Here is a 23,298-nt window from a genome sequence, read left to right as displayed (position 1 = left end):
ATTTTGCGGTGATTATTCACCCTATTCACCGCAACGCGGCCCGCTACCGTACCCGGCCTGCCCCGCTCGCCCCCGTCGGCGCCGGCTCCGCGAGCCGCTCCGCGAGAAAGCCGATGAACGTACGCAGCGTGACGAACCCTTCCCGATGCTGCGGAAACACCGCATTGAGCGTGATGGGCGGCGGCACGTAGGCGTCGAGCACCGGCACGAGCGCACCGCTGTCGAGCGCCGCGCCGATGATGAAGTGCGGCAGCAGCGCGATGCCGAGCCCCGCGATCGCCGCATCGCGCACCACTTCGCCGTTGTTCGCGACGAGCGGCCCCTGCACGTCGAACGTCCGCACCGCGCCGTCGACGCGGAATTCCCAGCCGACCCGCCGCTCGCGCCCGTACAGCACGCACGTGTGGCCAGCGAGATCGGCCGGCGTCTGCGGCATGCCGTGCCGCTTCAGGTACGCGGGGCTCGCGCACGCGACCATCCGCCATGCACCCAGCGGACGCGCGATCAGCGTCGAATCCTCGAGCGAGCCGATCCGCAGCACGAGGTCGAAGCCCTCGCCGATCAGGTCGACGCGCCGGTCGGTCAGATCGAGGTTCAGCCGCACGGCCGGGTGCGCGGACAGGAATTCGGCGATCAGCGGCGACACGTGCGTGATCCCGAACGACAGCGGCGCGCTGATCTTCAGCGAACCATGCAGCTCGGTGCTGCGTACCGACATCGCCTGCTCGGCGTCGGCGATCTCCGCGAGGATGCGCTGCGCGCGCACGTAAAACTCCTGCCCCGATTCGGTCACCGCGAGATTGCGCGTATTCCGGTGCAGCAGCCGCACGCCGAGCGACGCCTCCAGCGCCATCGTGCGCCGGCTGACGAACTGCTTGGACAGCATCAGCTGGTCGGCCGCCGCCGTGAAGCTGCCCGCATCGACGGTCGCGACGAAGATCCGCAGGTCGTTGAGTTCCATATTGTCCACTCCATAGCGACAGTCATTATCTTCACGGCGATTTATTTGTCAAATCGATTGACCTAAGATTCATCTCAACGAACGGCCGGGCCCACTTCCGAGGTCCGGCGACTTAAGGAAAAAATCATGATCGAAATCCGTGCAGCAAACCAACGTGGCCGTGCGGAGCATGGCTGGCTCAGTTCCCGTCATACGTTTTCGTTCGCGAATTACTACGATCCGAAGCAAGTCGGCTTCTCCGACCTGCTCGTGATCAACGACGACCGGGTCGCCCCGGGCCGCGGCTTCGGCACGCACCCGCACCGCGACATGGAAATCCTGTCGTACGTGCTCGACGGCGCGCTCGAACACAAGGACTCGATGGGCACCGGTTCGGTAATCGTGCCGGGCGACGTGCAACTGATGAGCGCGGGCACGGGCGTGCGCCACAGCGAGTTCAACCACTCGCCGGACGCGCCGGTCCACTTCCTGCAGATCTGGGTCGGGCCGGCCGAAAAGGGTGCCGAGCCGCGTTATCAGCAGACGAATGTCGCGGCCGACGACAAGCGCGGCAAGCTCGCGCTCGTGGTATCGCCGAACGGTGACGCCGGTTCGCTGAAGATCCGGCAGGACACTCGGATTTACGCGGGCCTGTTCGATGGCGACGAAAGCACTACGCTGGAACTGGATCCGAGCCGTTTTGCTTACGTGCACGTGGCACGCGGCAGCGTGACGGTCAACGGCGTGACGCTCGGCGAAGGCGACGGCGCGCGCATCCGCGGCGAACAGGCGCTGACGATCGCCGACGGCAAGGATGCCGAAGTGCTGGTGTTCGACCTGCGTCCGGTCGAAGTGACGGCCGAATGGGCGTGACGCCCGTTCGGGAAACCGGGCCCCGCTGAGTGCGGGGCCCTTTTAATCGGAGATTCGCAACATGGCCAAGGTTCTCGTTCTTTACTACTCGTCCTACGGGCACGTCGAAACGATGGCGCAGCACATCGTGGAGGGCGCGAAATCGGTGCCCGGCGTCGAGGTCACGCTCAAGCGCGTGCCGGAAACGATCCCCGTCGACCAGGCCCGCGCGATCGGCGTGAAGGTCGACCAGGCCGCGCCGGTCGCCACGGTGGACGAACTCGCCGACTACGATGCGATCATCTTCGGCACGCCGACCCGCTTCGGCAACATGGCCGGCCAGATGCGCACGTTCCTCGACCAGACCGGCGGCCTGTGGATGAAAGGCGCGCTCGTCGGCAAGATCGGCAGCGTGTTCGCGTCGACCGGCACGCAGCACGGCGGCCAGGAAACGACGATCACGTCGTTCCATACGACGCTGCTGCATCACGGGATGGTGATCGTGGGCGTGCCGTATGCGTGCAGCGGCCTCGTCAACATGAACGAAATCACCGGCGGCACGCCGTACGGCGCGACCACGCTCGCCGGTGCGGACGGCAGCCGCCAGCCGAGCGCGAACGAGCTCGACATCGCGCGCTACCAGGGCAAGCACGTGGCGGAACTCGCGAACAAGCTCGCGTCGTAACGCGGCGGCCTCGCGGCCCCACCTTTCCGTCGCGCTGCCGTTCGCAGATGAACGAACGGCGCCGGTTCGACCGGCGCCGTTCGTCCTGTGCAACGCGTTCAGCCGTTACTGGCCCGAAGCCGGCACGGCCGGCGCCGCCTTCGTCGCGGGCGCCTGCTGCACGGCGTTCTGCGGATAGTTGCTCTGGTCGTTGGTCAGCCGGTAACCGCTGCCGGTGCCGATCGCCTTCAGGTCCGACGCGTGCCGCGCGCGGGCCGCCTTGCGCGCCGCTTTCTTCTGCGCCTTGTCGAGCTGCTTCTGCGCCGGCGCGGACGCCGGGTCCTGCGCATAGGCCGCCGGCGCGGCGATCAACGACAGACCGAACGACGCCGCTACTGCTACTGCCACCGAAACCACGCGAGACTGCTTCATGGCCGGATCTCCTTGTCGATTGTTGAATGTGGATCGGACACCAGTGCGCACGCGACGGCTTGCGACAAACGGCGCCGATGCAACGTTAGCCGATCGCTACGCAAATGTCCCCGCGGATTCCTGAATTCTCCTGATAACGCCTACGATACATGCGCGCCGTATGCGCCGTCCTTTCGGCCTGTCATGCGCGCCATCAGGGAAACCGATACCCCGCGGCCGGCCGGCGCCCTCAGATCCAGCGCGACAGCACCGGCAGCAGGATCGGCACGACGAATGCCGTCAGCACGCCGTTCAAGCCCATCCCGAGCCCCGCGAACGCGCCGGCTTCCTCGCTGACCTGGAACGCGCGCGCGGTGCCGATGCCGTGCGACGCGACGCCGAGTGCGAAACCGCGCACGGCCGGCTCGTCGATCCGCAGCAGATTGAGAATCCCGCGTGCGCACACCGCGCCGAAGATCCCGGTCGAGATCACCAGCACGGCCGTGAGCGACGGAATGCCGCCGATCTCGGCGGCGACGGCCATCGCGATCGGTGTCGTCGCCGATTTCGGCGCGAGCGACGCGATCGTCTGGTGCGACGCCCCGAACAGCGCGGCGATGCCGACCGCCGACACGATCGCGGTCAGCGAGCCCGCGAGCAGGCCGACGAGCAGCGGCAGCGCGGTACGCCGCAGCTTCGACCACTGGCGGTACAGCGGCAGCGCGAGCGCGACGGTCGCCGGGCCGAGCAGGAAGTGGACGAACTGCGCGCCTTCGAAATACGTCGGATACGGCGTATGCGTGAGCGTCAGCAGCACGACGATCACCGCGACCGCGATCAGCACCGGATTCGCCAGCGGATTGAAACGTGCCCGCGCATAGACGGCCTGTGCGAACAGATACGCGACCAGCGTGATCGTCAGGCCAAGCAACGGGCTCGCGGCGAGATAGACCCAGATCGCGCCGAGCTTCGGGAAGGCCGTCATTGCGCGCCCTCCGCGGTGTCGCCCGCGTGGCGCTGGCGCCGCAGCAGCGCGCGCGTGACGAGCGCCGTCACCGCGATCGCGAGCGTGGTGCTGACGGCCAGCGCGACGACGACCGCGACCGCGTCGCCGCGCACGCGGTCGGCCGACACCATGATGCCGACGCCGGCCGGCACGAACAGCAGCGACAGGTGACGCAGCAGCTCGAGCGCGGTCGGCTCGATCGCATCGGCCACCTGCGGACGCAGCATCACGAAGCCGAACAGCAACAGCATGCCGATCACCGGGCCCGGCACCGGCAGGCCGAACAGATAGGACACGCCTTCCCCGAGACACTGGAAGATCAGCAAGACCGCGAACGCCTGCAACATGAACCGCTTCTCCCGAACGTGGCCGCGCGACCGTGCGGCCGATGAGCCGGCGGCGTGCGACGCCGGCGTGAACGATACGCGCGATCGTACCAACAATGACGGCGGCGCGGGCCTTCGCGGTCGCCCGATTTCGCGATCGCCATTCCACCGTTGCGCGCGACACGCTGCGGGCAGCGATGAAACGCCCACATACGGAAAAACGGCGGGCAGATGCCCGCCGTCCCACCGTTCAGGTTCGAACGACCACCGGTCGCGTTACTTCAACCGCGTCGCGATTTCGTTGGCCATCGCCTTCGTCGCGGCCTTCGTCGGCGCATCGTCGGCCAGCGCGTTCAGCAAGCCGAAATCGTGAATCGTGCCGTCGTAGCGCGTGGTCGTCGCCTCCACGCCAGCCGCGTCGAGCTTGCGGCCGTACGCTTCGCCTTCGTCACGCAGCACGTCGAACTGCGCGACCTGGATCAGCGCGGGCGGCAGGCCCTTCAACTGCGCGATGCTCGCGCGCAGCGGCGACGCATAGATCTCGTTGCGTTGCGCTTCGTTCTTCGTATAGGCGTCCCAGAACCACTTCATCATCGGCCGCGTCAGGAAGTGGCCCTGCTGATACGCGTTGTACGAACCGGTGTTGAAGTCGTGGTCCGTGACCGGCCACATCAGCCCCTGGAAGCGGATCGCGGGACCGCCCTTGTCCTTCGCCATCAGCGCGACGACAGCCGACATGTTCCCGCCGACGCTGTTGCCGACCACCGCGAGGCGGCTGCCGTCGACGCCGATCTCCGCGCCGTGCGCGGCCACCCACTTGGTCGCCGCATACGCCTGGTTGATCGCGACCGGGTAACGCGCTTCCGGCGACGGCGTGTAGTTCACGAACACCGCGACGGCGCCCGACTGCACGACGAGATCGCGCACGAGCCGCTCGTGCGTCGGAAAATCGCCGAGCACCCAGCCGCCGCCGTGGATGAACACGAATACCGGCGGCGTACCCGTCACGCCTTGCGGGCGCACGATCGTGACCGGCACCGACAGGCCGTCCTGCTCGATCGTGCGGTTCGACACGTCGATGCCGGACAGATCGACCTTCACGCCGTTTTGCGCGTCGACCAGCACCTGGCGCGCCTTCGCGGGGCTCAGCGTTTCGAGGCCCGGGCCCTTCTGGCCGTTCAGCGCGGCGAGGAACGCGCTCGTCTTCGTATCGGGACGGACGGCGTCGGCGCCCGCGGCGAACGCGGCAGGTGCGGTGGACAGCGCGGCTGCAACGGCGGCGGCGATCAGCAGCGGCTTGACGATCTTCATGGTGCAACTCCTTGGTTGATGCTTCGAATGGCGATGAATGTTTGGTGCTGCGATCGATCAGACGAGCGTGAGCGTGACGTCGATGTTGCCGCGCGTCGCGTTCGAGTACGGGCAGACGACGTGCGCGCGGTCGATCAGCGTTTGCGCGATATCGCGATCGAGGCCGGGCAGCGAGATCTTCAGTTCGACTTCGATGCCGAACCCGTTCGGGATCGCGCCGATGCCGACGCTGCCCTCGATCGCCGCGTCCGCGGGGATCGCGATCTTGTCGCGCGCCGCGACGAACTTCATCGCGCCGATGAAGCACGCGCTGTAGCCGGCGGCGAACAGTTGCTCGGGGTTCGCGCCCGCCCCGCCCGCGCCGCCGAGTTCGCGCGGCGTGGTCAGCTTCAGGTCCAGACCGCTTTCGGGCACCGTCGCACGGCCGTCACGGCCGCCGGTGGCTTTTGCATGGGCGCGGTACAGCACTTTTTCGATCGACATGACAGACTCCTTTTTCAGCAAATGAATGAAACAGCCTTCGAACCGGGGACCGCGTGCCGGCGGGTTCTCGCCGACATTGCGTTAATTTATCTACTCATAGATAGACAAATATCCCCAAAAAATGCAGATGGTCGATCCATCTGCGCCAGCCATCTATCTACTACATGATAGATAACGAGATCCAATAAAAGGCGGCGAACCGCCTGACTGCTGGCGCCGTCCGTCAGGACCGCGTTTTCCAGACGGCCTCGACATCCTCGAGACGCGCCCGCGTGTGAAACAGCCGGCTGGCCAGCACGCTGCCCTGGAACGCCGCGTACAACGTGCGCGCCGCCGTGTCGGGCTCGCCGCTGAACTGCAGCGTGCCTTCCTTCGCGCCTTGCGCCAGCAATTCCGCGAGCCAGCGCTCGTTGGCGCTGAAGAACGCCTGCACGGCCTGCCGCACGTTGTCCGGCAACGTCTCGATGTCGGCCGCGAGCATCCCGCACAGGCAGATCAGGTGGCCGTCGCCGAGCGTGCGGCCGAACATCTTCGTGTACAGGCTCAGCTTCACGTCGGCCGGCAACGCCGGATCGATCGCCCGCATGGCCGCGAGGACTTCGTCGCTATAAGCCGCCACCGCTTCCAGCACGAGATCGTCCTTCGACGGGAAGTAGTAGTGGATGCTCGACGTCTTCACGCCCACCAGGTCGGACAGGTCTCGATAGCTGAAGCCGTTGTAACCGCGCTGCATCATCAGCGTGATCGCGTGGTCGAGAATCTGTTCGCGGACGGTCGGTTTCGTTTCCATGGGTCGAACTTTATCTACTCATAGATAGATAGTCAAGCACTTTTTTACGGCCCCGGCGGAATGCGTGTCGATGGCTGCCGGTGGGCCGTGTCCCGCGCAAATCGGGTCCGGGCCGCGCCCTTCCGCTCACTGCGGCTTCAACATCCGCCGAATGATCGTCCGCAGCATCGCGCGATGCGCGCGCGGCTTGAATCCCGGCTCGAACACGACGCGCCCGACCGCCCCTTCCGCCAGCGCGAGTAGCCAGGTCGCGACGAGATCCGGCTTCAGGCTCCCGTCGATCCGCCCTTGCGCGACACCCCGCTTGATCAGCGCGACCATGCGCCCCTTCACCTGCGCCTCGTTCGCCGCGAACAACGCGGCGACGTCCGGATTGCGCGTCGCCTCCGCCGCGGTCTCGACGCAGATGCGCGCATAGACGGGATCGCTCGACAGTTCCATCAACGTCAGTGCGATCTCCTCGATCGCGGCCAGCGCATCGTCGGCGTCCGCATGCTTCGCGAACAACTCGGCCATCTCGCGCTGGTCGTCCTGCGCGATCGCCTCGATGATCGCCGCCTTGGTCGGGAAATAGTGAAACAGGTTGCCCGGGCTCATCCCGGCCGCCTTGCAGATCGCGGCCGTGGACGTCGCATGGAAGCCGTCGCGCGCAAAACAGTCGATCGCGGCATCCAGGATCTGGCGCCGCTTCGCTTCCACTCTTTCAGGATCGATCTTTCTCAACGGGAACTCCGTGCTCGACGATGGCTCAAATATTTATTAGACTGATCAGTCGATCTATTATCTCTGCGAGATCTCGGAACCGTCAAGGCAGCGTGCGCTTCGCATGCGTCGCTCACGACATCCGCTCACACGAACAATCAGAGGGCCCATGAAACGCATCGTCATCGTCGGTATCGCGCTCGTCGCGTTCGCTTGCGTCGCGGCGGGCGCGCTTGCGCTACGCGGCCTGTCCGACTTCGAGCTGAAGGGCGCGACCGTGTCGACGCTGACGTTCCATGCGGGCGACGCCCACCTCGTCGGCACGCTTGCGCTGCCGGCGCACGCCCCCGACGCGCCGATCGCGCTGCTCGTGCACGGCGACGGGCCGCGCACGCGCTTCGCGGACGACGCGATGCTGCCGCTCGTCAACAGCCTGCTCGACGCCGGCATCGGCGTATTCGCGTGGGACAAGCAGGGCACCGGCCGCAGCAGCGGCGACTGGCTCGCGCAATCGATGCAGGACCGCGCGAACGAAACGGTCGCCGCGATGGCGCGCGTGCGCGCCGCGGCCGGCCCCGCGCACAAGATCGGCCTGCTCGGCTTCTCGCAGGGCAGCTGGGTGATTCCGCGCGTGGCGAATGCGGTGCGGCCCGCGTTCTCGGTGATCGTCGGCGGCGCCGTCAACTGGCGCCGCCAAGGCACCTACCTGACGCGCCAGCAACTCGCGGCAACGGGCCTGCAGCCGGATCGAATCGATGCGACACTGGCCGCCGAGCGACGCGAGAACGACGCCATCTTCGGCCGGGCGGACGCGCCGGCCGATCCGGCCCGGCGCCCGGACATCGAGCCGCGCCGCTTCGGTTTCATCGCGCTCAACTACCTGGAAGACGCATCGCAGGCGCTGGCGACGATGCAAGGGCCGGTGCTGGCCGTGTGGGGCGCACTGGACCGCAACGTCGATCCGGCCGACGAAGCGAATGCCTATGCGCACGCCTTCGGGAACCGGCCCGACCGGCGCGTCGTCGTGGTGCCGGGCGCGACGCATGCGTTGCTGCTCGGCCGCTGGTTCGACTATCAGCTCGAGTCCGACTGGCCGAAATGGAAGACGTGGCTGTACATGGCGCTCGGGCGCCACGCGTACGCGCCGGACACGCTCGGTCCGATCGAAGCGTGGATCCGGTCGCAGTGAACGCGTGCGCCGCGCGCGCCGCCGCACATGGAACAGGCATCAGGCAATATCGGTCGCGCCCGCTCGCGCGATCGCATCAAGGAGAGGTTTTCAATGTATTCGTGGTTTGAACGGCGCCTGCCGACTTTCCCGCTCGAAGATCCCGTCACGCCGCCGAAGGGATTCTTCTCGTTCGTCTGGGCGTGCACGAAAGGCGCGCGCGGCTGGCTCCTGCTGATCGCGCTGACGTCGGCCGCGCTGGCCGCGTACGAAGCCGCGCTGTTCGCGATGATGGGGCACGTGGTCGACTGGTTGTCGTCGTCGACGCCGGCCGAATTCGGCGGTCGCCACTTCGGCGCGCTCGCGGGCTTCGCGGCGATCCTCGCCGGCAGCGCGCTGTTGATCGCACTGCACACGATGGTCAAGCACCAGGTGCTCGCGATCAACTTTCCGATGCGGTTGCGCTGGCTGTTTCACCGGCTGATGCTCGACCAGAGCCTGTCGTTCTATGCGAACGAGTTCGCGGGCCGCGTGACGACCAAGATCATGCAGACCGCGCTCGCGGTGCGCGACGCGCTGTTCATGTCGGTCGACGTCGTGATCGGCGTCACCGCCTACCTGATCGGCATCCTCGTGCTCGCCGCCAGCTTCGACTGGCGGCTGATGATTCCGCTCGCGCTGTGGGCGCTCGGCTACGGCGCGGCGTGCGCGTATTTCGTGCCGCGTCTCGGTGCGGTCGGCAGCCGGCAGGCCGACGCGCGCGCGCTGATGACGGGCCGCATCACCGACGCGTATTCGAACATCACGACCGTGAAGCTGTTCTCGCATACGCGGCGCGAAGCCGACCACGCGCGGCGCGCGATGGAAGCGTTCAAGGCGACCGGCGACGCGCAGATGCGGCTCGTCAGCGCGTTCGAGATCGTCAACCACCTGCTGTCGACGCTGCTGCTGATCGGCTCGGCCGGCCTCGCCCTCGTGCTGTGGATGCACGGCGAGGCGAGCGCGGGCGTGGTCGCGGCCGTGATCGCGATGGCACTGCGCCTGTCGAGCTATTCGCACTGGATCATGTGGGAAATGACCGAACTGTTCGAGAACGTCGGCACGATCCAGGACGGCATCAACACGCTGACGAAGGTGCGCAGTGTGGTCGACGCGCCCGATGCGAAGCCGCTCGTGGTGCAGCGCGGCGAAATCGTGTTCGACAACGTGCAGTTCGCGCACGAGGACAACGATCGCGCGGTATTCGACGGGCTGAACCTGACGATCCGGCCGGGCGAGCGGATCGGCCTGATCGGCCGCTCGGGCGCCGGCAAGTCGACGCTCGTGAACCTGCTGCTGCGTTTCTACGACGTCGGCGGCGGCGCGATCCGGATCGACGGGCAGGACATCGCGCACGTGACGCAGGACAGCCTGCGCGGCGCGATCGGGATGGTCACGCAGGATACGTCGCTGCTGCACCGGACGATGCGCGAGAACCTGCTGTACGGCCGCCCCGACGCGACCGAGCGCGAGATGCAGGACGCGGCCGTGCGCGCGGAAGCGTCCGAGTTCATCGACCGGCTGCGCGACCGCCACGGCCGCAGCGGCTACGACGTCGAGGTCGGCGAGCGCGGCGTGAAGCTGTCGGGCGGCCAGCGGCAACGCGTCGCGATCGCGCGCGTGATGCTCAAGGACGCGCCGATCCTCGTGCTCGACGAAGCGACCAGCGCGCTCGATTCCGAGGTCGAAGTCGCGATCCAGCGCAGCCTCGACAGCCTGATGAGCGGCAAGACGGTGATCGCGATCGCGCACCGGCTGTCGACGATCGCCGCGATGGACCGGCTGATCGTGCTCGACGAAGGGCGCATCGTGGAGGAAGGCACGCACCAGCAGTTGCTGCAGGCGGGTGGCATTTACGCCGCGCTGTGGGCGCACCAGAGCGGTGGGTTCCTCGGGGAGACGGCGGAAGCGGAAAGCGTCGAGCAGTGAGCGGGGCCGCCATGGCAACATGGCGGCACTTCGATCATCGCCGGTCGGACGAACCGGGGGCACAATGCGTGCCCCCTCCGCCGCCCGGTCAATGCAACGTCGCGAACAGCAGGTTCAGTCCTTCCGAAACAATCGGATGACCGATGATCGCATCGCGCACCGCCGTGTACGGCAGGCCCCCGAGCATCGCCATCTGGACCACGGTCGTCACATCGCCGGCGCCCGTGCCGACCATCGTGAACCCGAGAATCGCGCCGGTGCCCGGATGCACGAGCGCCTTCATGAACCCGCGCGTGTTGCCGTCGGTGCGCGCCCGCGGCACGGAAGCCATCGGCAGCTTCGCGACCCCGACGTCGATCTGTCGGGCATTCGCGTCCGTTTCGTTCAAGCCGATTCGACCGAGTTCCGGGTCGATGAACAGTGCATAAGGAATGACGCGCTCCGCGGTGTTCGCCGGACGGCCTTCGATACCGGCTTTCAGCACACGGTAGTCGTCGAACGACGCATGCGTGAACATCGGCGTACCCGCGACTTCGCCGATCGCCCACGTGCGCTCCGCCGTCGTCGCGAGCCGGTGGTCGACCTTGATGAACCCGCGCTCGTTCGTCTCGACGCCGGCGAGCTCGAGCCCGATGCCGGCCGCCTGCGGCGTGCGCCCGGTTGCCACGAGCACGTGCGAACCTTCGATCGCACGACCGTCGGCCAGCCGCACCGTGACGCGCTCGCCGCTTCTGCCTTCGACGCCGACGAGCCGCGCGGCGAGTTCGAGGCGAATGCCGTCGTCGGTCAGCGCCTGCTGGATGACCGTGCTGACGTCCTCGTCTTCGCGCATCGCGACGCGCGGCGTATCGCTGACGAGCGTAACCGCGCTGCCGAGCCGCCGAAACGCCTGCGCCATCTCGAGCCCGATATAACCGCCGCCGATGACAACCAGATGCCCGGGAAGCGTCGTCAGCCGCAACGCCTCCACGTGCGTGAGCGGCTGCGCATCGCGCAGTCCCGGCACGTCCGGGATCGACGCGACCGTACCCGTGTTGATGTAGACGTTCTCGCCCTCGTAGATCGTTTCGGCCCCGTCGGCGCCGCGCACCGCGACGGTGCGCGGCGCGACGAACCGCCCCGCCCCGATCACGAGTTCGAGACCCGACTGCTCGAATGCGCGGCGATTGACGTCGACCATCCCGTTCACGACCGACGCGACATACGCGGAAACGCCCGCCATGTCGGCCGTCACGTCTTCCCGTTGCGCCGCATCCCGCCACGCATGCGTCGCGCGCGCACGGTGTATCAATGCCTTGCTCGGGATGCACGCGACGTTGATGCACGAGCCGCCGATCATCCCGCGCTCGATCACCGCGACGCGCTTGCCTTGCCGGGCCATCTCCATCGCAAGCGATTTTCCGCCCTTGCCGCCGCCCAGAAACAGGTATTCGACCCGTTTGACCTCTGCCATGCTGCTCTCCAGGTTCCGTTCGTCCCGCTCGAAGTGTGTGAGTCGCGCAAGTTCCCGCGTCACGATTGCAAAAAGGCGAGCAGATCCGCATTGACGCGATCGGCATCGACGACGCACATGCCATGCGATGCACGCTCATACACCTTCAGCGTCGCGTGCTTCACGATCTGCGCGGACAGCCGGCCTGCATTGTCGATCGGCACGATCTGGTCGTCGTCGCCGTGCAGGATCAGCGTGGGCACGTCGATCTTCTTCAGATCCTCCGTGTAGTCGACTTCGGAGAATTCGCGGATGCACTGGTACTGGCCGTGGATGCCGCCCGTCATCCCCTGTGCCCAGAATGCGTCAACGGTGCCCGCCGACACGGTCGCGCCCGGCCGGTTGAAGCCGAAGAACGGCACCGCGAGATCGCGATAGAACTGCGACCGGTTGGCGGCCACGCCGCGTCGAATGCCGTCGAACACGTCCAGCGGCAAGCCGCCCGGATACGCATCGGTCTTCAGCATGATCGGCGGCACGGCGCCGATCAGCACGGCCTTCGCGACTCGTTTCGTCCCGTGACGGCCGATGTAACGCGCGACCTCGCCGCCGCCCGTCGAATGGCCGACCAGCGTGGCCTCGCGCACGTCGAGCGTGTCGAGGAGTGCCGCGAGATCGTCTGCATAAGTGTTCATGTCGTTGCCGGCGAACGGTTGCCCCGAACGGCCGTGACCGCGCCTGTCGTGCGCGATCACGCGGTAGCCGTGCTGCACGAGGAACAGCATCTGTGCGTCCCATGCATCGGCGTTCAGCGGCCAGCCGTGCGAGAACACGACCGGGCGACCGACGCCCCAGTCCTTGTAGAAAATCCGGGTGCCGTCTCGCGTGGTGATGGTGGTCATGGTGATTCCGTTGGAATGGTAGCGGTGTGCGCTCAGAAGCCTTCGAGCACGATCTTGCCCTTCGCGCGGCCGCCTTCCAGCAGCGCATGCGCGCGTCGCAGGTTCGCCGCGTCGATCTTGCCGAGGTGCTCGCCGACGGTGCTCTTGAGCACGCCGTCGTCGATCAGCGTCGCCACGCGCGCGAGCAGCGCGTGCTGACGGTCCATGTCGGGCGTGCGGAACATCGAGCGCGTGAACATGAATTCCCAATGCAGCGAGATGGCCTTGCGTTTGAGCGGCATCGCATCGAGCGTGTCCGGATCGTCGATCAGCGCGAGCTGGCCCTGCGGCTTCAGTACGTCGACGATCTGCGCGTAGTACGCGTCGGTATGCGTGAGGCTGATCACGTGGTCCACGTCGTCGATGCCCAGTGACTTCAGTTGCGGTTGCAACGGCTGGCCGTGATCGATCACGTGGTGTGCGCCGAGCTCGGCGACCCACGCGTGCGTGGCCGGCCGCGACGCCGTGCCGATCACTGTCAGCTCGGTCAGCCGGCGCGCGAGTTGCACGAGAATGGACCCGACGCCGCCGCCCGCGCCGATCACCAGCACGCTCTGCCCGGCGCCGCCGCGCTCGGCGATCTTCAGCCGGTCGAACAGCAGTTCCCACGCGGTAATCGCAGTCAACGGCAGGGCCGCGGCGTCGGCAGCGCCCAGTGTCGTCGGGCGGCGGCTCGCAATCCGCTCGTCGACGAGACCATATTCCGCGTAGCTGCCGGGCCGCGTGATGTCGCCCGCATACCAGACCTTGTCGCCCGGCGCGAACAGCTCGACGTCGGCGCCGACCGCCTCGACCGTTCCCGCCGCGTCCCAGCCGAGAACGCGCGGGCCGCTCGGCTGCACGCCGAGCCGCAGCTTCGAATCGACCGGGTTGACGGCAATCGCGTCGATCCGCACGAGCAGATCGCGCGGGCCAGGTGTCGGCACGGGCAACTCCGTGTCGTACAGCGACGTCGGATCGTCGATCGGTACGCCGGCCTTTGCATATACGATGGCTTTCATGATGGGCTCCTTGAAGGGGGCGGCGACGCGTTCACGCGCCGCGCAGGAATTCCGCGACGTGCGCGACATACGCACTCGCATGCTGGAACAGCGCGCCGTGGCCTGAATCCGGATAGACGATCAGCGTCGCATTCGGCAACCCCTGCGCGAGCACGAAGCTGTTCGCGGTGGGGATCATGCGGTCGTCGTTGCCGTTGGTGACGAGGGCCGGCTGCTTGATCCGGCCCAGCTTGCCTGCCACGTCACCGCTCCAGTTCGCCCACGCGATCATCGCCTGCAGCTGGGCGGACGCCACTTCGGGGCCGGCCGGCAAATCGGGCTCGGCGGTGCGCGCGGCGAGGCGGTCGACGAATGCGGCGGCGGCCGTCTGGCCCGCGGGCGTTGCCGGGAAAAACAGCCGCTTGAGCTTTTCGCTCATCGGCATCTCGCCGTCCGTGTAGATCGCGAGCAGTTCCGGCCGGTCCATCCCCGCGCCTTCGCCGCCTTCAGGCGCGGTGCCGGACAGGATCATCCGCTCGACCAGCTCCGGTCGCGCGATCGCAATGTCCTGCGCGAGAAAGCCGCCGAGCGAAAACCCGAGGATATGCAGCCGGTCGATCGACAGCGCGTCGACGAAGTGCAGCACGTGCTGCGCCATGTGCGCGATCGACGTCGGAACCTGTCCGCCGGAGCGGCCGACGCCGGCGTTGTCGAACAGGATGATTTCGCGATCGCGGGCCAGCACGTCGACGATCGCCGGATCCCAGTTGTCGAGCGTGCCGGTGAAGTGCTGAAGGCACAGAAGCGGCCGCCCACCCTTTTCGTTGCCGAAGCGGCGATACGCGTAGCGCACGCCGGCTGCATCGACGTAGCGGGTCGGAGCGGCGGATGATGCAGATTGCGTCATGATGAGTTCCCTCGATGGGCGCGCGACGCGCGCCGTGGTTCGCGCTCAGCTCAGCGCGATGTCGTGCAGGTCGATCGAGACGACGAGCGGTTCCGGCACGGCCTGCCCGTCGGCTGCACGCGGGTAGATGCGCCGCTTCGTCGGGAAGCGGATCCCCGACACGGTCACATAGTCGCTGACGTAATGCGCGCCCGGCGTGTTGCCTGCGATTTCGACGTCGTAGTCGAGCCGGCGCACGAGGCCGTCCGGCCCGACGTAGATGGTCTGCGCTTTGCTGAACACTTCGAGCGTGTCGGGGTAGTGAACGCGAATCCGGCGCCATGCTTCGCCCTGTTCGTTCCAGACACCGTCTTCTTCGCAATGCACACCGTCCCATGCAAGCACGAACGGCGCGTTCAGGTACGTCCACATCGCGCATCCGGCGAAAAACGCCAGTTGAAGTTCGTCCCATGGCGTCTCGAGCGTATGCCCGTCGAACGACCCGCGCGGCTGCTCGCGCGCCGCGAGCACGTGCCCGGCCGAATCGAGCAGCGCAATGCGCTCGCCGGTGAATTCGCTGCGCGCGGCCGGCGCACCGAACGGCGCATGCGACGCCCATTGGCGATCCGTCGCGACGGTGACCATGGTGTCGTCGAGCACGCCGGCGTGACCTTTGAGGCCCCACAGCGCACCGCCTTGTACGAGGCGCGCGCGCACCTGCCGAAACTTGCGCCACTGCGCGAGCCCGCCGTGGGCGTCGAGGATGGATTGGGCGATTGCGTTCATGCGGAAGCTCCGTTGGATGCGTAATTCATGGTCAGTACCGCGCGGAACCGGACATCCGCGCGCATCATGCGGTCGTATGCCGCCTGCGCCTGCTCGAGCGGAAACGTTTCGATCATCGGCCGCACGTTCTGCAGCCGCGCGAACGCGAGCGTCTCTTCGTTGTCCGTCACCGTTCCCGTCAATGCGCCGACCACGGAGCGGCCGCCGAACACGAGATCGACCGCATTCACGGCGATCGGCTCGCCCGGCACGGCAACGACGATCAGCTTGCCGCGCGCGGACAGGCCCGCGACGGTGTCGGCCATGGCCGAGCCCGTCGGCGCCGTGCCGAGCACGACCTTCGCGCCGCCGAGCGCGCGCAGCGCAGCGGCCACGTCCTCGGTCCGCCCGTCGATGTAGCGATGCGCGCCGAGCTGCGCGGCAAGCGCGGCCTTGTCGGCTCCGCGGGCGATCACGACGGTGTGAAAACCCATCTTGTTCGCAAACTGCACGGCGAGATGGCCGAGCCCGCCGAGGCCATGGATGGCGACCACGTCGCCGGCCCGCGCGCCGGCATTGCGCAGCGCGTTGAACGTGGTGAGCCCCGCGCACAACAGCGGCGCAGCCTCGGCCGCGTCGAGATCGTCCGGCACGCGCACGAGCCCGCGAGCTTCGGCCAGCATGATTTCCGCGTAGCCGCCGTCCGTCGTCATCCCGGTGATGACCGGGTTCTGGCAGTTCACGACATCGCCGTGCCGGCACGACGGGCACGTGCGATCTTCACCGGCGAGAAAGCCGACGCCGACACGTTCGCCGAGCCGCCAGCCGGACACCCCTTCGCCGAGCGCGTCGATTCGGCCGACGACTTCATGCCCCGGTACGCGCGGCGGCGCGCCGTCAGGCGCTTCGCGCTCCACGGTTGCGCTGTCGGAATGGCATACGCCGCAGGCTTCGACGCGAATGCGCACCTGCCCCTGCGCCGGCGCGGGAATCGGCCGCTCGACCAGTTCCAGTTGCCCAGGCGCCTTGACTACCGCCGCGCGATAAGTCGCTTGATTCGTCATGATTGCCTCGTTACTCGAAACGGAAATTCGACAGATCGACACCGACGATCAACGGGGCGGGCAGCGCCACGTTCGCATCGGTGCGCGGATAAATCCGGAAGCGCGTCGGCATCAGGATGCCTTGCACGTCGACGTAGTCGCTGATGTACCGCGCAGCCGCGTTGCGCCCCTGGATGTCGACCTCGTAGTCGTGCCGGCGCAGCAGCCCGTCCGCGTCGAAGTAGAACGTCTGCACGGCGCTATGCGTGGCGATCTCCGGCGCAAACTCGACATGCAGACGCCGCCACGGCAGCCCGTCGACGATCCACGGCTTGATTTCGCGGCTGCGAACGCCGCCGTGGCGCAGCAGGAACGGCGACGTCAGATACGTCCACATCGTGTAGCCGGCGAAGTACGCCAGCTGTGCGTTGGACCACGGTGTCTCCATTTCGTAGCCGTCGAACGACGCGCGAGGGGCGTCGAGCGTATCGACCACGGTACCGTCGTCCCGGCGGATCTCGACGCGCGCGGGCGTGTAGACGGAGTGATCCGTCGTTGGGGCGAACGGAGCATGCGAGACATGCTGCTCGTGCAGCTGCACCGTCACACGCGAATCGGTGAGCACGCCGTCGCGCTGCTTCAGCGCCCAGATCGCGCCCGTGTGATGCAACTGCGCCGATACGCTGCGAAAGCGCTTGAAGCGTTCCATTCCCCCTGCGGCGCGAATCGCCAAATCAACCAGATCTTCCATTTGTCATCCTAAACGATATGAAAAGTCTTCCTCATTCTTCTGCCGCGCGGCCCGGGCGGCGCCGCGCGCGATCAGCCGGCGTGCACGCCGACGAACGCCGCGATGTGCCTCGCGCAAGCCACCGGATACTCAAGTTGCGGCCCGTGCCCGGTACGCGGCAGCGTCACGAGATGCAGCGTCGGCAGCTGGCCGTTGAGCGCATACCAGTTCTCCACCGGGAACACGATGTCGTGATCGCCGCCGACATGAAGAACCGGAATCGACGTCGAGCGCAACGCATCGAGCACGGCATCGACCGGGAAGGCCGGGTTCCGCGGGCCGTCTCCGACCTGCTCACTGGCCCACGCGACCGGTACCGCCGGGCTCAGGTCGACCTTGCGCTGCGCGACGCGCGCGGCCGCAAGCTCGGCCGCCGTGCGGCTCGCCGCGGAGGCCGGCTCGAAGAACAGCGTGACGAAATCCTCGAAGTCGTTTTCGCGCTTCGCCATCGTGTAGAACAGCGGTTCGCCGGCCCTGACCAACTGGCCCGGCGGCGTGGTCGCGATCAGCACCGCGTGCGTGACGAGCTGCGGCGCCTTTGCGAGCACGATCTGCGCGGCCATTCCGCCGACCGACCAGCCGCCGATCACCGCCTTGCCGAGCTCGAGCGCGACGATCAGGTCGATCGCGTCCTTGGCGAGCGACGCAGGATGATAGGTTCGCTCGCCGCTCGACTGCCCGAGTCCGCTGTAATCGAAGATCGTGACCTGGAAGCCCTGTCCGACGAGCGTGTCGAGGAACAGCGGATCCCACGTGTCCATGGTGCCGCGAAAACGCACGCACAACACGAGCGGCGTACCGCTGCCGAATGTGCGATACGCGAGGCGTCGACCGTCGACGTCGACGAACTGCGTGCTGGCGCCGAGGCTCGGACTATCGCTTTCCATAAGTTCTCCTATCGTTCTATACAAAACCGCGTAATGGACATGCCCGGGCGCGATGACGCGGCACGAACGCAGCGTCGCTACGCCCTGGGCCATCGTGCCGCCCCTTCAGCATCCCGTGAGCGCGCGCATCACCCACTGCACGAGTTCGCGCGGATCAAAGGGCTTCTCCAGCACGCACAATGCGCCGAGCCGTCTCGCCTCGAGCACCCGGCGCGCGCTCGGGTGCGCGGTCACGAAGATGATCGGCACGTCGCAACACCCCCCCCGCAGCACGGCGAGCAGCTCGATGCCCGACATCCCGGCCATCTGGATATCGCACACGATGCAGTGCGACGTCCCGCTCGCGCCGTGTTCGAGAAACGCCTCGGCCGATGCGTACAGCCTCGCGCGCACGCCCATCGAGCGCACGAGCGATTCCAGCGACTGTCTCATCGCCAATTCATCGTCGATGATGCAAACCGTCTTGTCGTGCACAGAGTGTCTCGCGTGACGCCACGCTCGCTGGCAGGGCCGGGAACGCAACCGGATTTCGGACAGCGTACCGACCGCCCCCGGTGCCGACAATCATGCCGAGGTATGGTGCAGCCGATACCGACCGCACCCGCTCGCGCGTCACCGGCCGTCCGCGCCGGCGCACGGCGCCGGGGCGACTGCCGCGGCATGGATCATCCTGTCCCAGTTGCACGGAACGGTGCGGCCGCGCCCCCGCGGCCGATACACGCGATCGCCCGGCTTGATCGGCGCACCGGTCAGCACGCAGCGCGACGCCGTTCTCGCGGTCACGCAATGCCACAGCTGTTCGCCGAAATGCCCGTACCTCGGGTCGCTCCAGCGCACGCTGACAGCGGTATCCGACAGAATCTCGACGATCCTGATCCGCGAGGCCACCGGCGCGCCGGTCTCGCGCGCGCCGTCATTGCGCTTGCCGCGCACGCGCCGCCGGTGCGAGCCGGGCACGCCCGCCGTTCTCGACGGATCCAGCAGGCCCATCAGCGCGCGTTCGAATACATCGTCGTATGCACACGTTGGCTGCGTCATCTCTACCGTTCCCCTCGCATTGGATGCGCATGCGCGGCTCGCGCGATCAATCCGTCGCACCGACGCATCGCGAACATTGCCGCTTCGCCATCGGCCGCGCCGCGCGCTTCACTCACGTTGGAATCGAGTCTAGAGGAACGGTTTTTTTCGATCCATCAGACCGTGGTCGATGCCTTCCCATACCAAAGTCTGACCGTCGCGCCGGCCTGCATCCGCCCGCGGTCGCGGTCAGCAGCACGCGGCGATCTGCTTTATAGTTGCAGCTACATCGACGTCGGACGCGCACGTCGTTCGTCGTCCCGATGCGTCACTTCCGGTCATCCGGTTTCGCGCCGCGCGCGAACCTCAGCGAGCACCACGTCCCCATGTCCACGTCCGCAGCCCCGACGATCGCACCGCCTGACGCCCCTCATCCAGCGGAAAGCGAGCTCTTCCTGTCGGCGCCGATACCGATCCTGATCGAAGACTGGTCGCGCGTTTATCGCGCGGTGAAGGAACTGAAGATGGCCGGGGTCTCGGATATCGACCGCTATTTCGACGAGCATCCGCAGGCCGTCGCCCGGCTGCGCGCGCTGCATGCGTTCGTGGCGGCCAACGACGCGGTGGTGCAACTCTTCGACGCCGAATCGAAAGAGCATTTCCTACAGCACGCGGAGATCCTGTTGCCGGCCGACCGGCTCAGCAACAGCGCGGTGCTGCGCGCGATCTACGAAAACCGGACCGCCTGCCAGGGCGAGCGCACGCTCGTGACGTTCAAGGGGCGCCGCGTACCGATCGTATGGCGCTGCTCGCTGCCGAAGCACGAGGACGGCTACCGGCGCCTGCATTTCTATGCGTTCGACGTGACCGAGCAGAAGGAGAACAGCGACCGGCTCGCGATATTGCGCGCGGAAGCCGCACGCGCGGCCCGCGTGTCGCTGTTTGCGGAGATGTCGGCCTCGATCCTGCATGAGGTCAGCCAGCCGCTGTCGGCCGTCGGTTCGTCGGCCGAAGCGGCGCTGCGCTGGCTCGAGCGCGACGAGCCCGACGTCGCCGAGGCCGCTGCCGCGATCACGCAGGCCGCCCGGTGGGCGCGCGATGCGACGGAAATCTGCCGCAAGATTCGCGGCTTCATCGGCAAGGCGCCGGCGAAGTGCGTCGACTTCGCGGCCGCCGACGCCGTGCACGCTGCGCTGTTCCTGATCGCGCCGGAAGCCGCTGCACGCAACGTTCGCGTCGACAGCAACATCGATGCCGACGCGCGCCTGTTCGCCGATCCCGTGCAGGTCCAGCAGGTGCTCGCGAACCTGATGATGAACGGCATCCAGGCGATCGAAAGCGGCCCGTCGCACGCGCGCATGCTGACGGTCTCGGCCAGGCTGAGCGACGCCGAAGTCGTGTTCGACGTATGCGACACGGGGCCGGGTATCGAACAGCAATCGATCGATCGGCTTTTCGATCCGTTTTTCACGAGCAAATACGACGGCATGGGAATGGGTCTCACGGTCGCACGCTCGATCGTCGACGCCCATCACGGGCGCATCTGGGCACGCGGCGAACCGGGCGCCGGCTGCTGCTTCTCGTTCGCACTGCCGGCCCACCCGCGCACGACCGACCCGGCCGCATGACGCTCGCGGCGCGCGGCGTCATGTCGCCAGTTGCACGCCGATCGCCTCGGACTTGCGCACGAGATCCGCAAGCGACGACGCATTCATCTTGCGCATCACCGCTGCGCGATGCTGCTTGATGGTGATCAGGCTCAATCCGAGATGCGACGCGATCTGCTTGTTCAGCGCGCCGCTGACGACGTACGCAAGCACTTCGCGCTCGCGGCGCGTGAGCAACTCGAACGACTGCCGCAACTCGTCGTGCGTGTCGTTGCGGACTCGCCGTGCCGCATCCAGCGACAGCGCCAGGTTCACGGCGTCGATCAACTCGTGGTCGGTGAACGGCTTCACGAGAAAATCGACCGCGCCGCCCTTCAGCGCCTTGCGACACACTTCGACGTCCGCGAACCCCGTGATGACGACGATCGGGATCGACGGCCGGTCCGACGCCTGCTGAAACACCAGCCCGCTCTCCCCGCGCAGCCGCACATCGAGCAACAGGCAGCTCGTGACATTCTCCCGGTGCGTCGCGCGCAGCTCCGCGGTACTCGCGAAGGTCACGACGCGCAGGCCCAGCGATCGCAACAACGTATCGAGCGATGCGCGTATGGCCGGATCGTCGTCGACGACATATACAACAGGCGACGAGTCGTCTTTCATCGCTGCATCTGACATATCCTGCGCCCCAACCGTCCGTTCAGTTTTCATCATCGCGAACCGCGTGTCGCCCGACACGGCGCCGACGACGCGCGCCGTCCCGGCCACCCGCGAGGCCGACCGCCACCCGTGCAGCGCTTCGCCGATCCGCGCCACTTCGGCGGTTGCGTCATTCGCGTCGCGCGGCGCGCCGGCACGGCGTGCCTGCACATGCCGGACACGCTTCGCACGTGCGGCAACGCAATCGGCGACCGGGCGCGTCCTTGCGGCACACACGGACGATTCCAGCCTGGCGACATGACGCGGGCTGCAAGGGACGGTTCGCAAAACCGCGGGCGGACGAGCGTGCGGTCCGCTGTCGACGAGTCTTCGGTTCGGCTTACCCGAGCAGGTACCGCCCAAAGAACATTCTATTGACGATGGGCGCGCGTGGAGGGACGCAGTTCCCTCCTTTCGTGCCATGATGTTGCAGCGCGGGACCCGGTATCGGCCGGCCGCGCTTGTATGTTCAGTACTGACCAGTACGGTAAAGTCTGGTGGTAGCCAGACGAGACCGTGCAGTTTGCCCCGCGCTTGGGTGTTGGAGCCCGTGACTGAGTACAAAACGCACGGTTGCCGTGCTGGTCTTCCTGAAGCCCGAACGGTTACGCGCGCCATTTACATCGAGTGCGCATGTACAAGCATGGGATCCGAAGATCATGTCTGCTCCTTCTGCCGTAACGGTCGGCATTGACGTCGCAAAAGCTCACGTCGATGTTTCCGTACTGGGTGCCAATCTGGACATCCGTCGATTCAACAACGATGCCGAGGGCCACTCGGCCCTGGCTGTTGCCCTTCAGCCGCTGAACGTGCAGTTGGTCGTGATGGAGGCGACCGGTGGCTACGAGACCGAGCTGGCGTGCGCCTTGCAAGGTGCGGGTTTGCCGGTCGCTGTCGTCAACCCTCGGCAAGCACGCGATTTTGCCCGCTCGATGGGACGTCTGGCCAAAACCGACGCCATCGACGCACGTATGCTTGCCGAACTGGCTTCCGTGCTACTGCGTCGGGACGATCTGTCCCGCTTGCTACGTCCCGTTCCCGACGAGCGGCAGCAGTGGCTGGCTGCACTGGTGACCCGACGGCGCCAACTACTCACCATGCTCCTTTCGGAGCGACAGCGGCTCCAGATCACGCCGGTTGGTCTGCATTCAAGTCTGCTGGCTATCATTGCCGCCATCCAGGCACAACTCGATGACATTGACGCTCAGATGGTCGCTCATGTACGCCAGCACTTCGGTGAACTCGACCGCCTGTTGCAGTCCACACATGGAATTGGCCCGGTATCCAGCGCCTGCCTGATCGCAGAACTGCCCGAATTGGGCCGGCTCAATCGCCGTCAGATTGCAGCCCTCGTTGGCGTCGCTCCCATTGCTTGCGATTCCGGCTTACGTAATGGGCGACGACGGGTTCAAGGTGGCCGCTTCGCGATCCGTCGCGTGCTGTACATGGCTACATTGACTGCCACACGCTACAACCCCGCCATCAGAGCCTTCTATCAACGCCTGAAGGCCGCCGGCAAACTGTCCAAGGTCGCGCTTGTTGCCTGCATGCGCAAGCTCCTAACCATGCTCAATGCCATGGTCAAAACCAACACGCCTTGGGACGATTCACTTCATCGGGCTTGACTCGGAAG

At 66.7% G+C, this 23,298-nt stretch carries 25 protein-coding genes; 6 read left to right on the top strand and 19 right to left on the bottom strand.

Features of this window, described 5'->3' with window-relative positions; translation table 11 throughout:
• Positions 1-43 precede the first annotated feature (43 nt).
• On the bottom strand, positions 44-961 hold the full coding sequence (locus DTA15_RS09290) for a LysR family transcriptional regulator (RefSeq protein WP_006490943.1): 918 nt from the start codon (positions 959-961) through the stop codon (positions 44-46).
• Positions 962-1,087: 126 nt separating this feature from the next.
• Here DTA15_RS09290 and DTA15_RS09285 point away from each other — a divergent pair, with 126 nt between their 5' ends.
• Together DTA15_RS09285 and wrbA are read left to right on the top strand one after the other, a co-directional pair.
• Complete coding sequence (locus DTA15_RS09285; RefSeq protein WP_006490939.1) at positions 1,088-1,813, top strand: pirin family protein; 726 nt, start codon at positions 1,088-1,090, stop codon at positions 1,811-1,813.
• A gap of 61 nt (positions 1,814-1,874) precedes the next feature.
• Positions 1,875-2,477 (top strand): NAD(P)H:quinone oxidoreductase, encoded by a 603-nt coding sequence (wrbA, locus tag DTA15_RS09280; RefSeq protein WP_006490964.1) that lies wholly within the window; start codon positions 1,875-1,877, stop codon positions 2,475-2,477.
• Positions 2,478-2,582: 105 nt separating this feature from the next.
• Here wrbA and DTA15_RS09275 read toward each other — a convergent pair whose 3' ends face one another.
• The 7 genes from DTA15_RS09275 to DTA15_RS09245 all read right to left on the bottom strand — a co-directional run bounded on the left by DTA15_RS09275 (position 2,583) and on the right by DTA15_RS09245 (position 7,506).
• Complete coding sequence (locus DTA15_RS09275; protein ID WP_006490956.1) at positions 2,583-2,888, bottom strand: hypothetical protein; 306 nt, start codon at positions 2,886-2,888, stop codon at positions 2,583-2,585.
• 229 nt (positions 2,889-3,117) lie between these two features.
• Positions 3,118-3,852, bottom strand: a complete 735-nt coding sequence (locus tag DTA15_RS09270; protein WP_006490940.1) for an LrgB family protein — start codon at positions 3,850-3,852, stop codon at positions 3,118-3,120.
• A complete protein-coding gene (locus DTA15_RS09265; RefSeq protein ID WP_006490951.1) occupies positions 3,849-4,220 on the bottom strand; it encodes a CidA/LrgA family protein in 372 nt (123 codons plus the stop codon). The genes DTA15_RS09270 and DTA15_RS09265 overlap by 4 nt, the downstream gene beginning before the upstream one ends.
• Positions 4,221-4,475: 255 nt before the next feature.
• A complete protein-coding gene (locus DTA15_RS09260) occupies positions 4,476-5,510 on the bottom strand; it encodes an alpha/beta hydrolase (RefSeq protein WP_006490920.1) in 1,035 nt (344 codons plus the stop codon).
• 57 nt (positions 5,511-5,567) lie between these two features.
• Positions 5,568-5,993 (bottom strand): organic hydroperoxide resistance protein, encoded by a 426-nt coding sequence (locus tag DTA15_RS09255; RefSeq protein WP_006481042.1) that lies wholly within the window; start codon positions 5,991-5,993, stop codon positions 5,568-5,570.
• Positions 5,994-6,216: 223 nt separating this feature from the next.
• On the bottom strand, positions 6,217-6,783 hold the full coding sequence (locus tag DTA15_RS09250; RefSeq protein ID WP_006490955.1) for a TetR/AcrR family transcriptional regulator: 567 nt from the start codon (positions 6,781-6,783) through the stop codon (positions 6,217-6,219).
• A 126-nt stretch (positions 6,784-6,909) separates the two neighbouring features.
• Entirely contained in the window at positions 6,910-7,506 is a 597-nt protein-coding gene (locus DTA15_RS09245; protein ID WP_006490952.1) for a TetR/AcrR family transcriptional regulator, read from the bottom strand.
• A 148-nt stretch (positions 7,507-7,654) separates the two neighbouring features.
• On the opposite strand from DTA15_RS09245, the gene DTA15_RS09240 reads away from it, so the two are divergent.
• Both DTA15_RS09240 and DTA15_RS09235 read left to right on the top strand, forming a co-directional pair.
• The gene (locus DTA15_RS09240) at positions 7,655-8,674 is read left to right on the top strand and encodes an alpha/beta hydrolase family protein (RefSeq protein ID WP_006490969.1); all 1,020 of its coding nucleotides are present in this window, start codon (positions 7,655-7,657) and stop codon (positions 8,672-8,674) included.
• A gap of 93 nt (positions 8,675-8,767) precedes the next feature.
• On the top strand, positions 8,768-10,621 hold the full coding sequence (locus tag DTA15_RS09235) for an ABC transporter ATP-binding protein (RefSeq protein WP_006490970.1): 1,854 nt from the start codon (positions 8,768-8,770) through the stop codon (positions 10,619-10,621).
• Between the two features lie 88 nt (positions 10,622-10,709).
• On the opposite strand, the gene DTA15_RS09230 is transcribed toward DTA15_RS09235, so the two are convergent.
• From DTA15_RS09230 to DTA15_RS09185, 10 genes are all read right to left on the bottom strand, one after another.
• Positions 10,710-12,074, bottom strand: a complete 1,365-nt coding sequence (locus tag DTA15_RS09230) for an FAD-dependent oxidoreductase (protein ID WP_006490954.1) — start codon at positions 12,072-12,074, stop codon at positions 10,710-10,712.
• A gap of 59 nt (positions 12,075-12,133) precedes the next feature.
• On the bottom strand, positions 12,134-12,955 hold the full coding sequence (locus DTA15_RS09225; protein WP_006490960.1) for an alpha/beta fold hydrolase: 822 nt from the start codon (positions 12,953-12,955) through the stop codon (positions 12,134-12,136).
• Between the two features lie 32 nt (positions 12,956-12,987).
• Complete coding sequence (locus DTA15_RS09220; RefSeq protein ID WP_006490957.1) at positions 12,988-13,995, bottom strand: zinc-binding alcohol dehydrogenase family protein; 1,008 nt, start codon at positions 13,993-13,995, stop codon at positions 12,988-12,990.
• Positions 13,996-14,026: 31 nt separating this feature from the next.
• Complete coding sequence (locus tag DTA15_RS09215) at positions 14,027-14,881, bottom strand: alpha/beta fold hydrolase (RefSeq protein WP_006490929.1); 855 nt, start codon at positions 14,879-14,881, stop codon at positions 14,027-14,029.
• A gap of 45 nt (positions 14,882-14,926) precedes the next feature.
• Positions 14,927-15,646 carry a hypothetical protein gene (locus DTA15_RS09210; protein ID WP_006490962.1) on the bottom strand — a complete coding sequence of 240 codons (720 nt, stop codon included), beginning with the start codon at positions 15,644-15,646 and terminating at the stop codon, positions 14,927-14,929.
• Positions 15,643-16,689: an alcohol dehydrogenase gene (locus DTA15_RS09205; protein WP_006490967.1), complete on the bottom strand. Its 1,047-nt coding sequence runs from the start codon at positions 16,687-16,689 to the stop codon at positions 15,643-15,645. Before DTA15_RS09205 ends, DTA15_RS09210 begins: the two co-directional genes overlap by 4 nt.
• A gap of 10 nt (positions 16,690-16,699) precedes the next feature.
• Positions 16,700-17,377, bottom strand: coding sequence for a hypothetical protein (locus DTA15_RS09200; RefSeq protein WP_227743136.1), 678 nt, complete (start codon positions 17,375-17,377; stop codon positions 16,700-16,702).
• Positions 17,378-17,490: 113 nt separating this feature from the next.
• Positions 17,491-18,345 carry an alpha/beta fold hydrolase gene (locus DTA15_RS09195; RefSeq protein ID WP_006490933.1) on the bottom strand — a complete coding sequence of 285 codons (855 nt, stop codon included), beginning with the start codon at positions 18,343-18,345 and terminating at the stop codon, positions 17,491-17,493.
• Positions 18,346-18,450: 105 nt separating this feature from the next.
• Complete coding sequence (locus DTA15_RS09190) at positions 18,451-18,777, bottom strand: response regulator transcription factor (protein WP_229699545.1); 327 nt, start codon at positions 18,775-18,777, stop codon at positions 18,451-18,453.
• 180 nt (positions 18,778-18,957) lie between these two features.
• Positions 18,958-19,335 (bottom strand): DUF3331 domain-containing protein, encoded by a 378-nt coding sequence (locus tag DTA15_RS09185; protein WP_020979990.1) that lies wholly within the window; start codon positions 19,333-19,335, stop codon positions 18,958-18,960.
• Positions 19,336-19,640: 305 nt separating this feature from the next.
• Here DTA15_RS09185 and DTA15_RS09180 point away from each other — a divergent pair, with 305 nt between their 5' ends.
• The gene (locus DTA15_RS09180) at positions 19,641-20,990 is read left to right on the top strand and encodes a PAS domain-containing sensor histidine kinase (RefSeq protein ID WP_006490924.1); all 1,350 of its coding nucleotides are present in this window, start codon (positions 19,641-19,643) and stop codon (positions 20,988-20,990) included.
• An 18-nt stretch (positions 20,991-21,008) separates the two neighbouring features.
• On the opposite strand, the gene DTA15_RS09175 is transcribed toward DTA15_RS09180, so the two are convergent.
• A complete protein-coding gene (locus DTA15_RS09175) occupies positions 21,009-21,644 on the bottom strand; it encodes a response regulator transcription factor (protein WP_012493665.1) in 636 nt (211 codons plus the stop codon).
• Positions 21,645-22,324: 680 nt separating this feature from the next.
• Here DTA15_RS09175 and DTA15_RS09170 point away from each other — a divergent pair.
• Entirely contained in the window at positions 22,325-23,290 is a 966-nt protein-coding gene (locus DTA15_RS09170) for an IS110-like element ISBcen8 family transposase (protein ID WP_006476181.1), read from the top strand.
• Positions 23,291-23,298: the final 8 nt, after the last annotated feature.

Origin of the sequence: Burkholderia cenocepacia (genome assembly GCF_900446215.1) — a bacterium.
GTDB classification, from domain to species: domain Bacteria; phylum Pseudomonadota; class Gammaproteobacteria; order Burkholderiales; family Burkholderiaceae; genus Burkholderia; species Burkholderia cenocepacia.
Note: the sequence above shows the minus strand (reverse complement) of the source record. Positions and strands in the feature narration are given on the sequence as shown.

Coding starts and splice junctions, on each gene's coding strand:
- DTA15_RS09230 (WP_006490954.1), bottom strand. CDS start 12,074: ATGGCAGAGGTCAAACGGGTCGAATACCTGTTTCTGGGCGGCGGCAAG.
- DTA15_RS09220 (WP_006490957.1), bottom strand. CDS start 13,995: ATGAAAGCCATCGTATATGCAAAGGCCGGCGTACCGATCGACGATCCG.
- DTA15_RS09185 (WP_020979990.1), bottom strand. CDS start 19,335: ATGGGCCTGCTGGATCCGTCGAGAACGGCGGGCGTGCCCGGCTCGCAC.
- DTA15_RS09190 (WP_229699545.1), bottom strand. CDS start 18,777: ATGAGACAGTCGCTGGAATCGCTCGTGCGCTCGATGGGCGTGCGCGCG.
- DTA15_RS09215 (WP_006490929.1), bottom strand. CDS start 14,881: ATGACGCAATCTGCATCATCCGCCGCTCCGACCCGCTACGTCGATGCA.
- DTA15_RS09195 (WP_006490933.1), bottom strand. CDS start 18,345: ATGGAAAGCGATAGTCCGAGCCTCGGCGCCAGCACGCAGTTCGTCGAC.
- DTA15_RS09255 (WP_006481042.1), bottom strand. CDS start 5,993: ATGTCGATCGAAAAAGTGCTGTACCGCGCCCATGCAAAAGCCACCGGC.
- DTA15_RS09200 (WP_227743136.1), bottom strand. CDS start 17,377: ATGGAACGCTTCAAGCGCTTTCGCAGCGTATCGGCGCAGTTGCATCAC.
- DTA15_RS09290 (WP_006490943.1), bottom strand. CDS start 961: ATGGAACTCAACGACCTGCGGATCTTCGTCGCGACCGTCGATGCGGGC.
- wrbA (WP_006490964.1), top strand. CDS start 1,875: ATGGCCAAGGTTCTCGTTCTTTACTACTCGTCCTACGGGCACGTCGAA.
- DTA15_RS09265 (WP_006490951.1), bottom strand. CDS start 4,220: ATGTTGCAGGCGTTCGCGGTCTTGCTGATCTTCCAGTGTCTCGGGGAA.
- DTA15_RS09225 (WP_006490960.1), bottom strand. CDS start 12,955: ATGACCACCATCACCACGCGAGACGGCACCCGGATTTTCTACAAGGAC.
- DTA15_RS09240 (WP_006490969.1), top strand. CDS start 7,655: ATGAAACGCATCGTCATCGTCGGTATCGCGCTCGTCGCGTTCGCTTGC.
- DTA15_RS09210 (WP_006490962.1), bottom strand. CDS start 15,646: ATGAACGCAATCGCCCAATCCATCCTCGACGCCCACGGCGGGCTCGCG.
- DTA15_RS09170 (WP_006476181.1), top strand. CDS start 22,325: ATGTCTGCTCCTTCTGCCGTAACGGTCGGCATTGACGTCGCAAAAGCT.
- DTA15_RS09175 (WP_012493665.1), bottom strand. CDS start 21,644: ATGTCAGATGCAGCGATGAAAGACGACTCGTCGCCTGTTGTATATGTC.
- DTA15_RS09285 (WP_006490939.1), top strand. CDS start 1,088: ATGATCGAAATCCGTGCAGCAAACCAACGTGGCCGTGCGGAGCATGGC.
- DTA15_RS09250 (WP_006490955.1), bottom strand. CDS start 6,783: ATGGAAACGAAACCGACCGTCCGCGAACAGATTCTCGACCACGCGATC.
- DTA15_RS09205 (WP_006490967.1), bottom strand. CDS start 16,689: ATGACGAATCAAGCGACTTATCGCGCGGCGGTAGTCAAGGCGCCTGGG.
- DTA15_RS09235 (WP_006490970.1), top strand. CDS start 8,768: ATGTATTCGTGGTTTGAACGGCGCCTGCCGACTTTCCCGCTCGAAGAT.
- DTA15_RS09260 (WP_006490920.1), bottom strand. CDS start 5,510: ATGAAGATCGTCAAGCCGCTGCTGATCGCCGCCGCCGTTGCAGCCGCG.
- DTA15_RS09270 (WP_006490940.1), bottom strand. CDS start 3,852: ATGACGGCCTTCCCGAAGCTCGGCGCGATCTGGGTCTATCTCGCCGCG.
- DTA15_RS09275 (WP_006490956.1), bottom strand. CDS start 2,888: ATGAAGCAGTCTCGCGTGGTTTCGGTGGCAGTAGCAGTAGCGGCGTCG.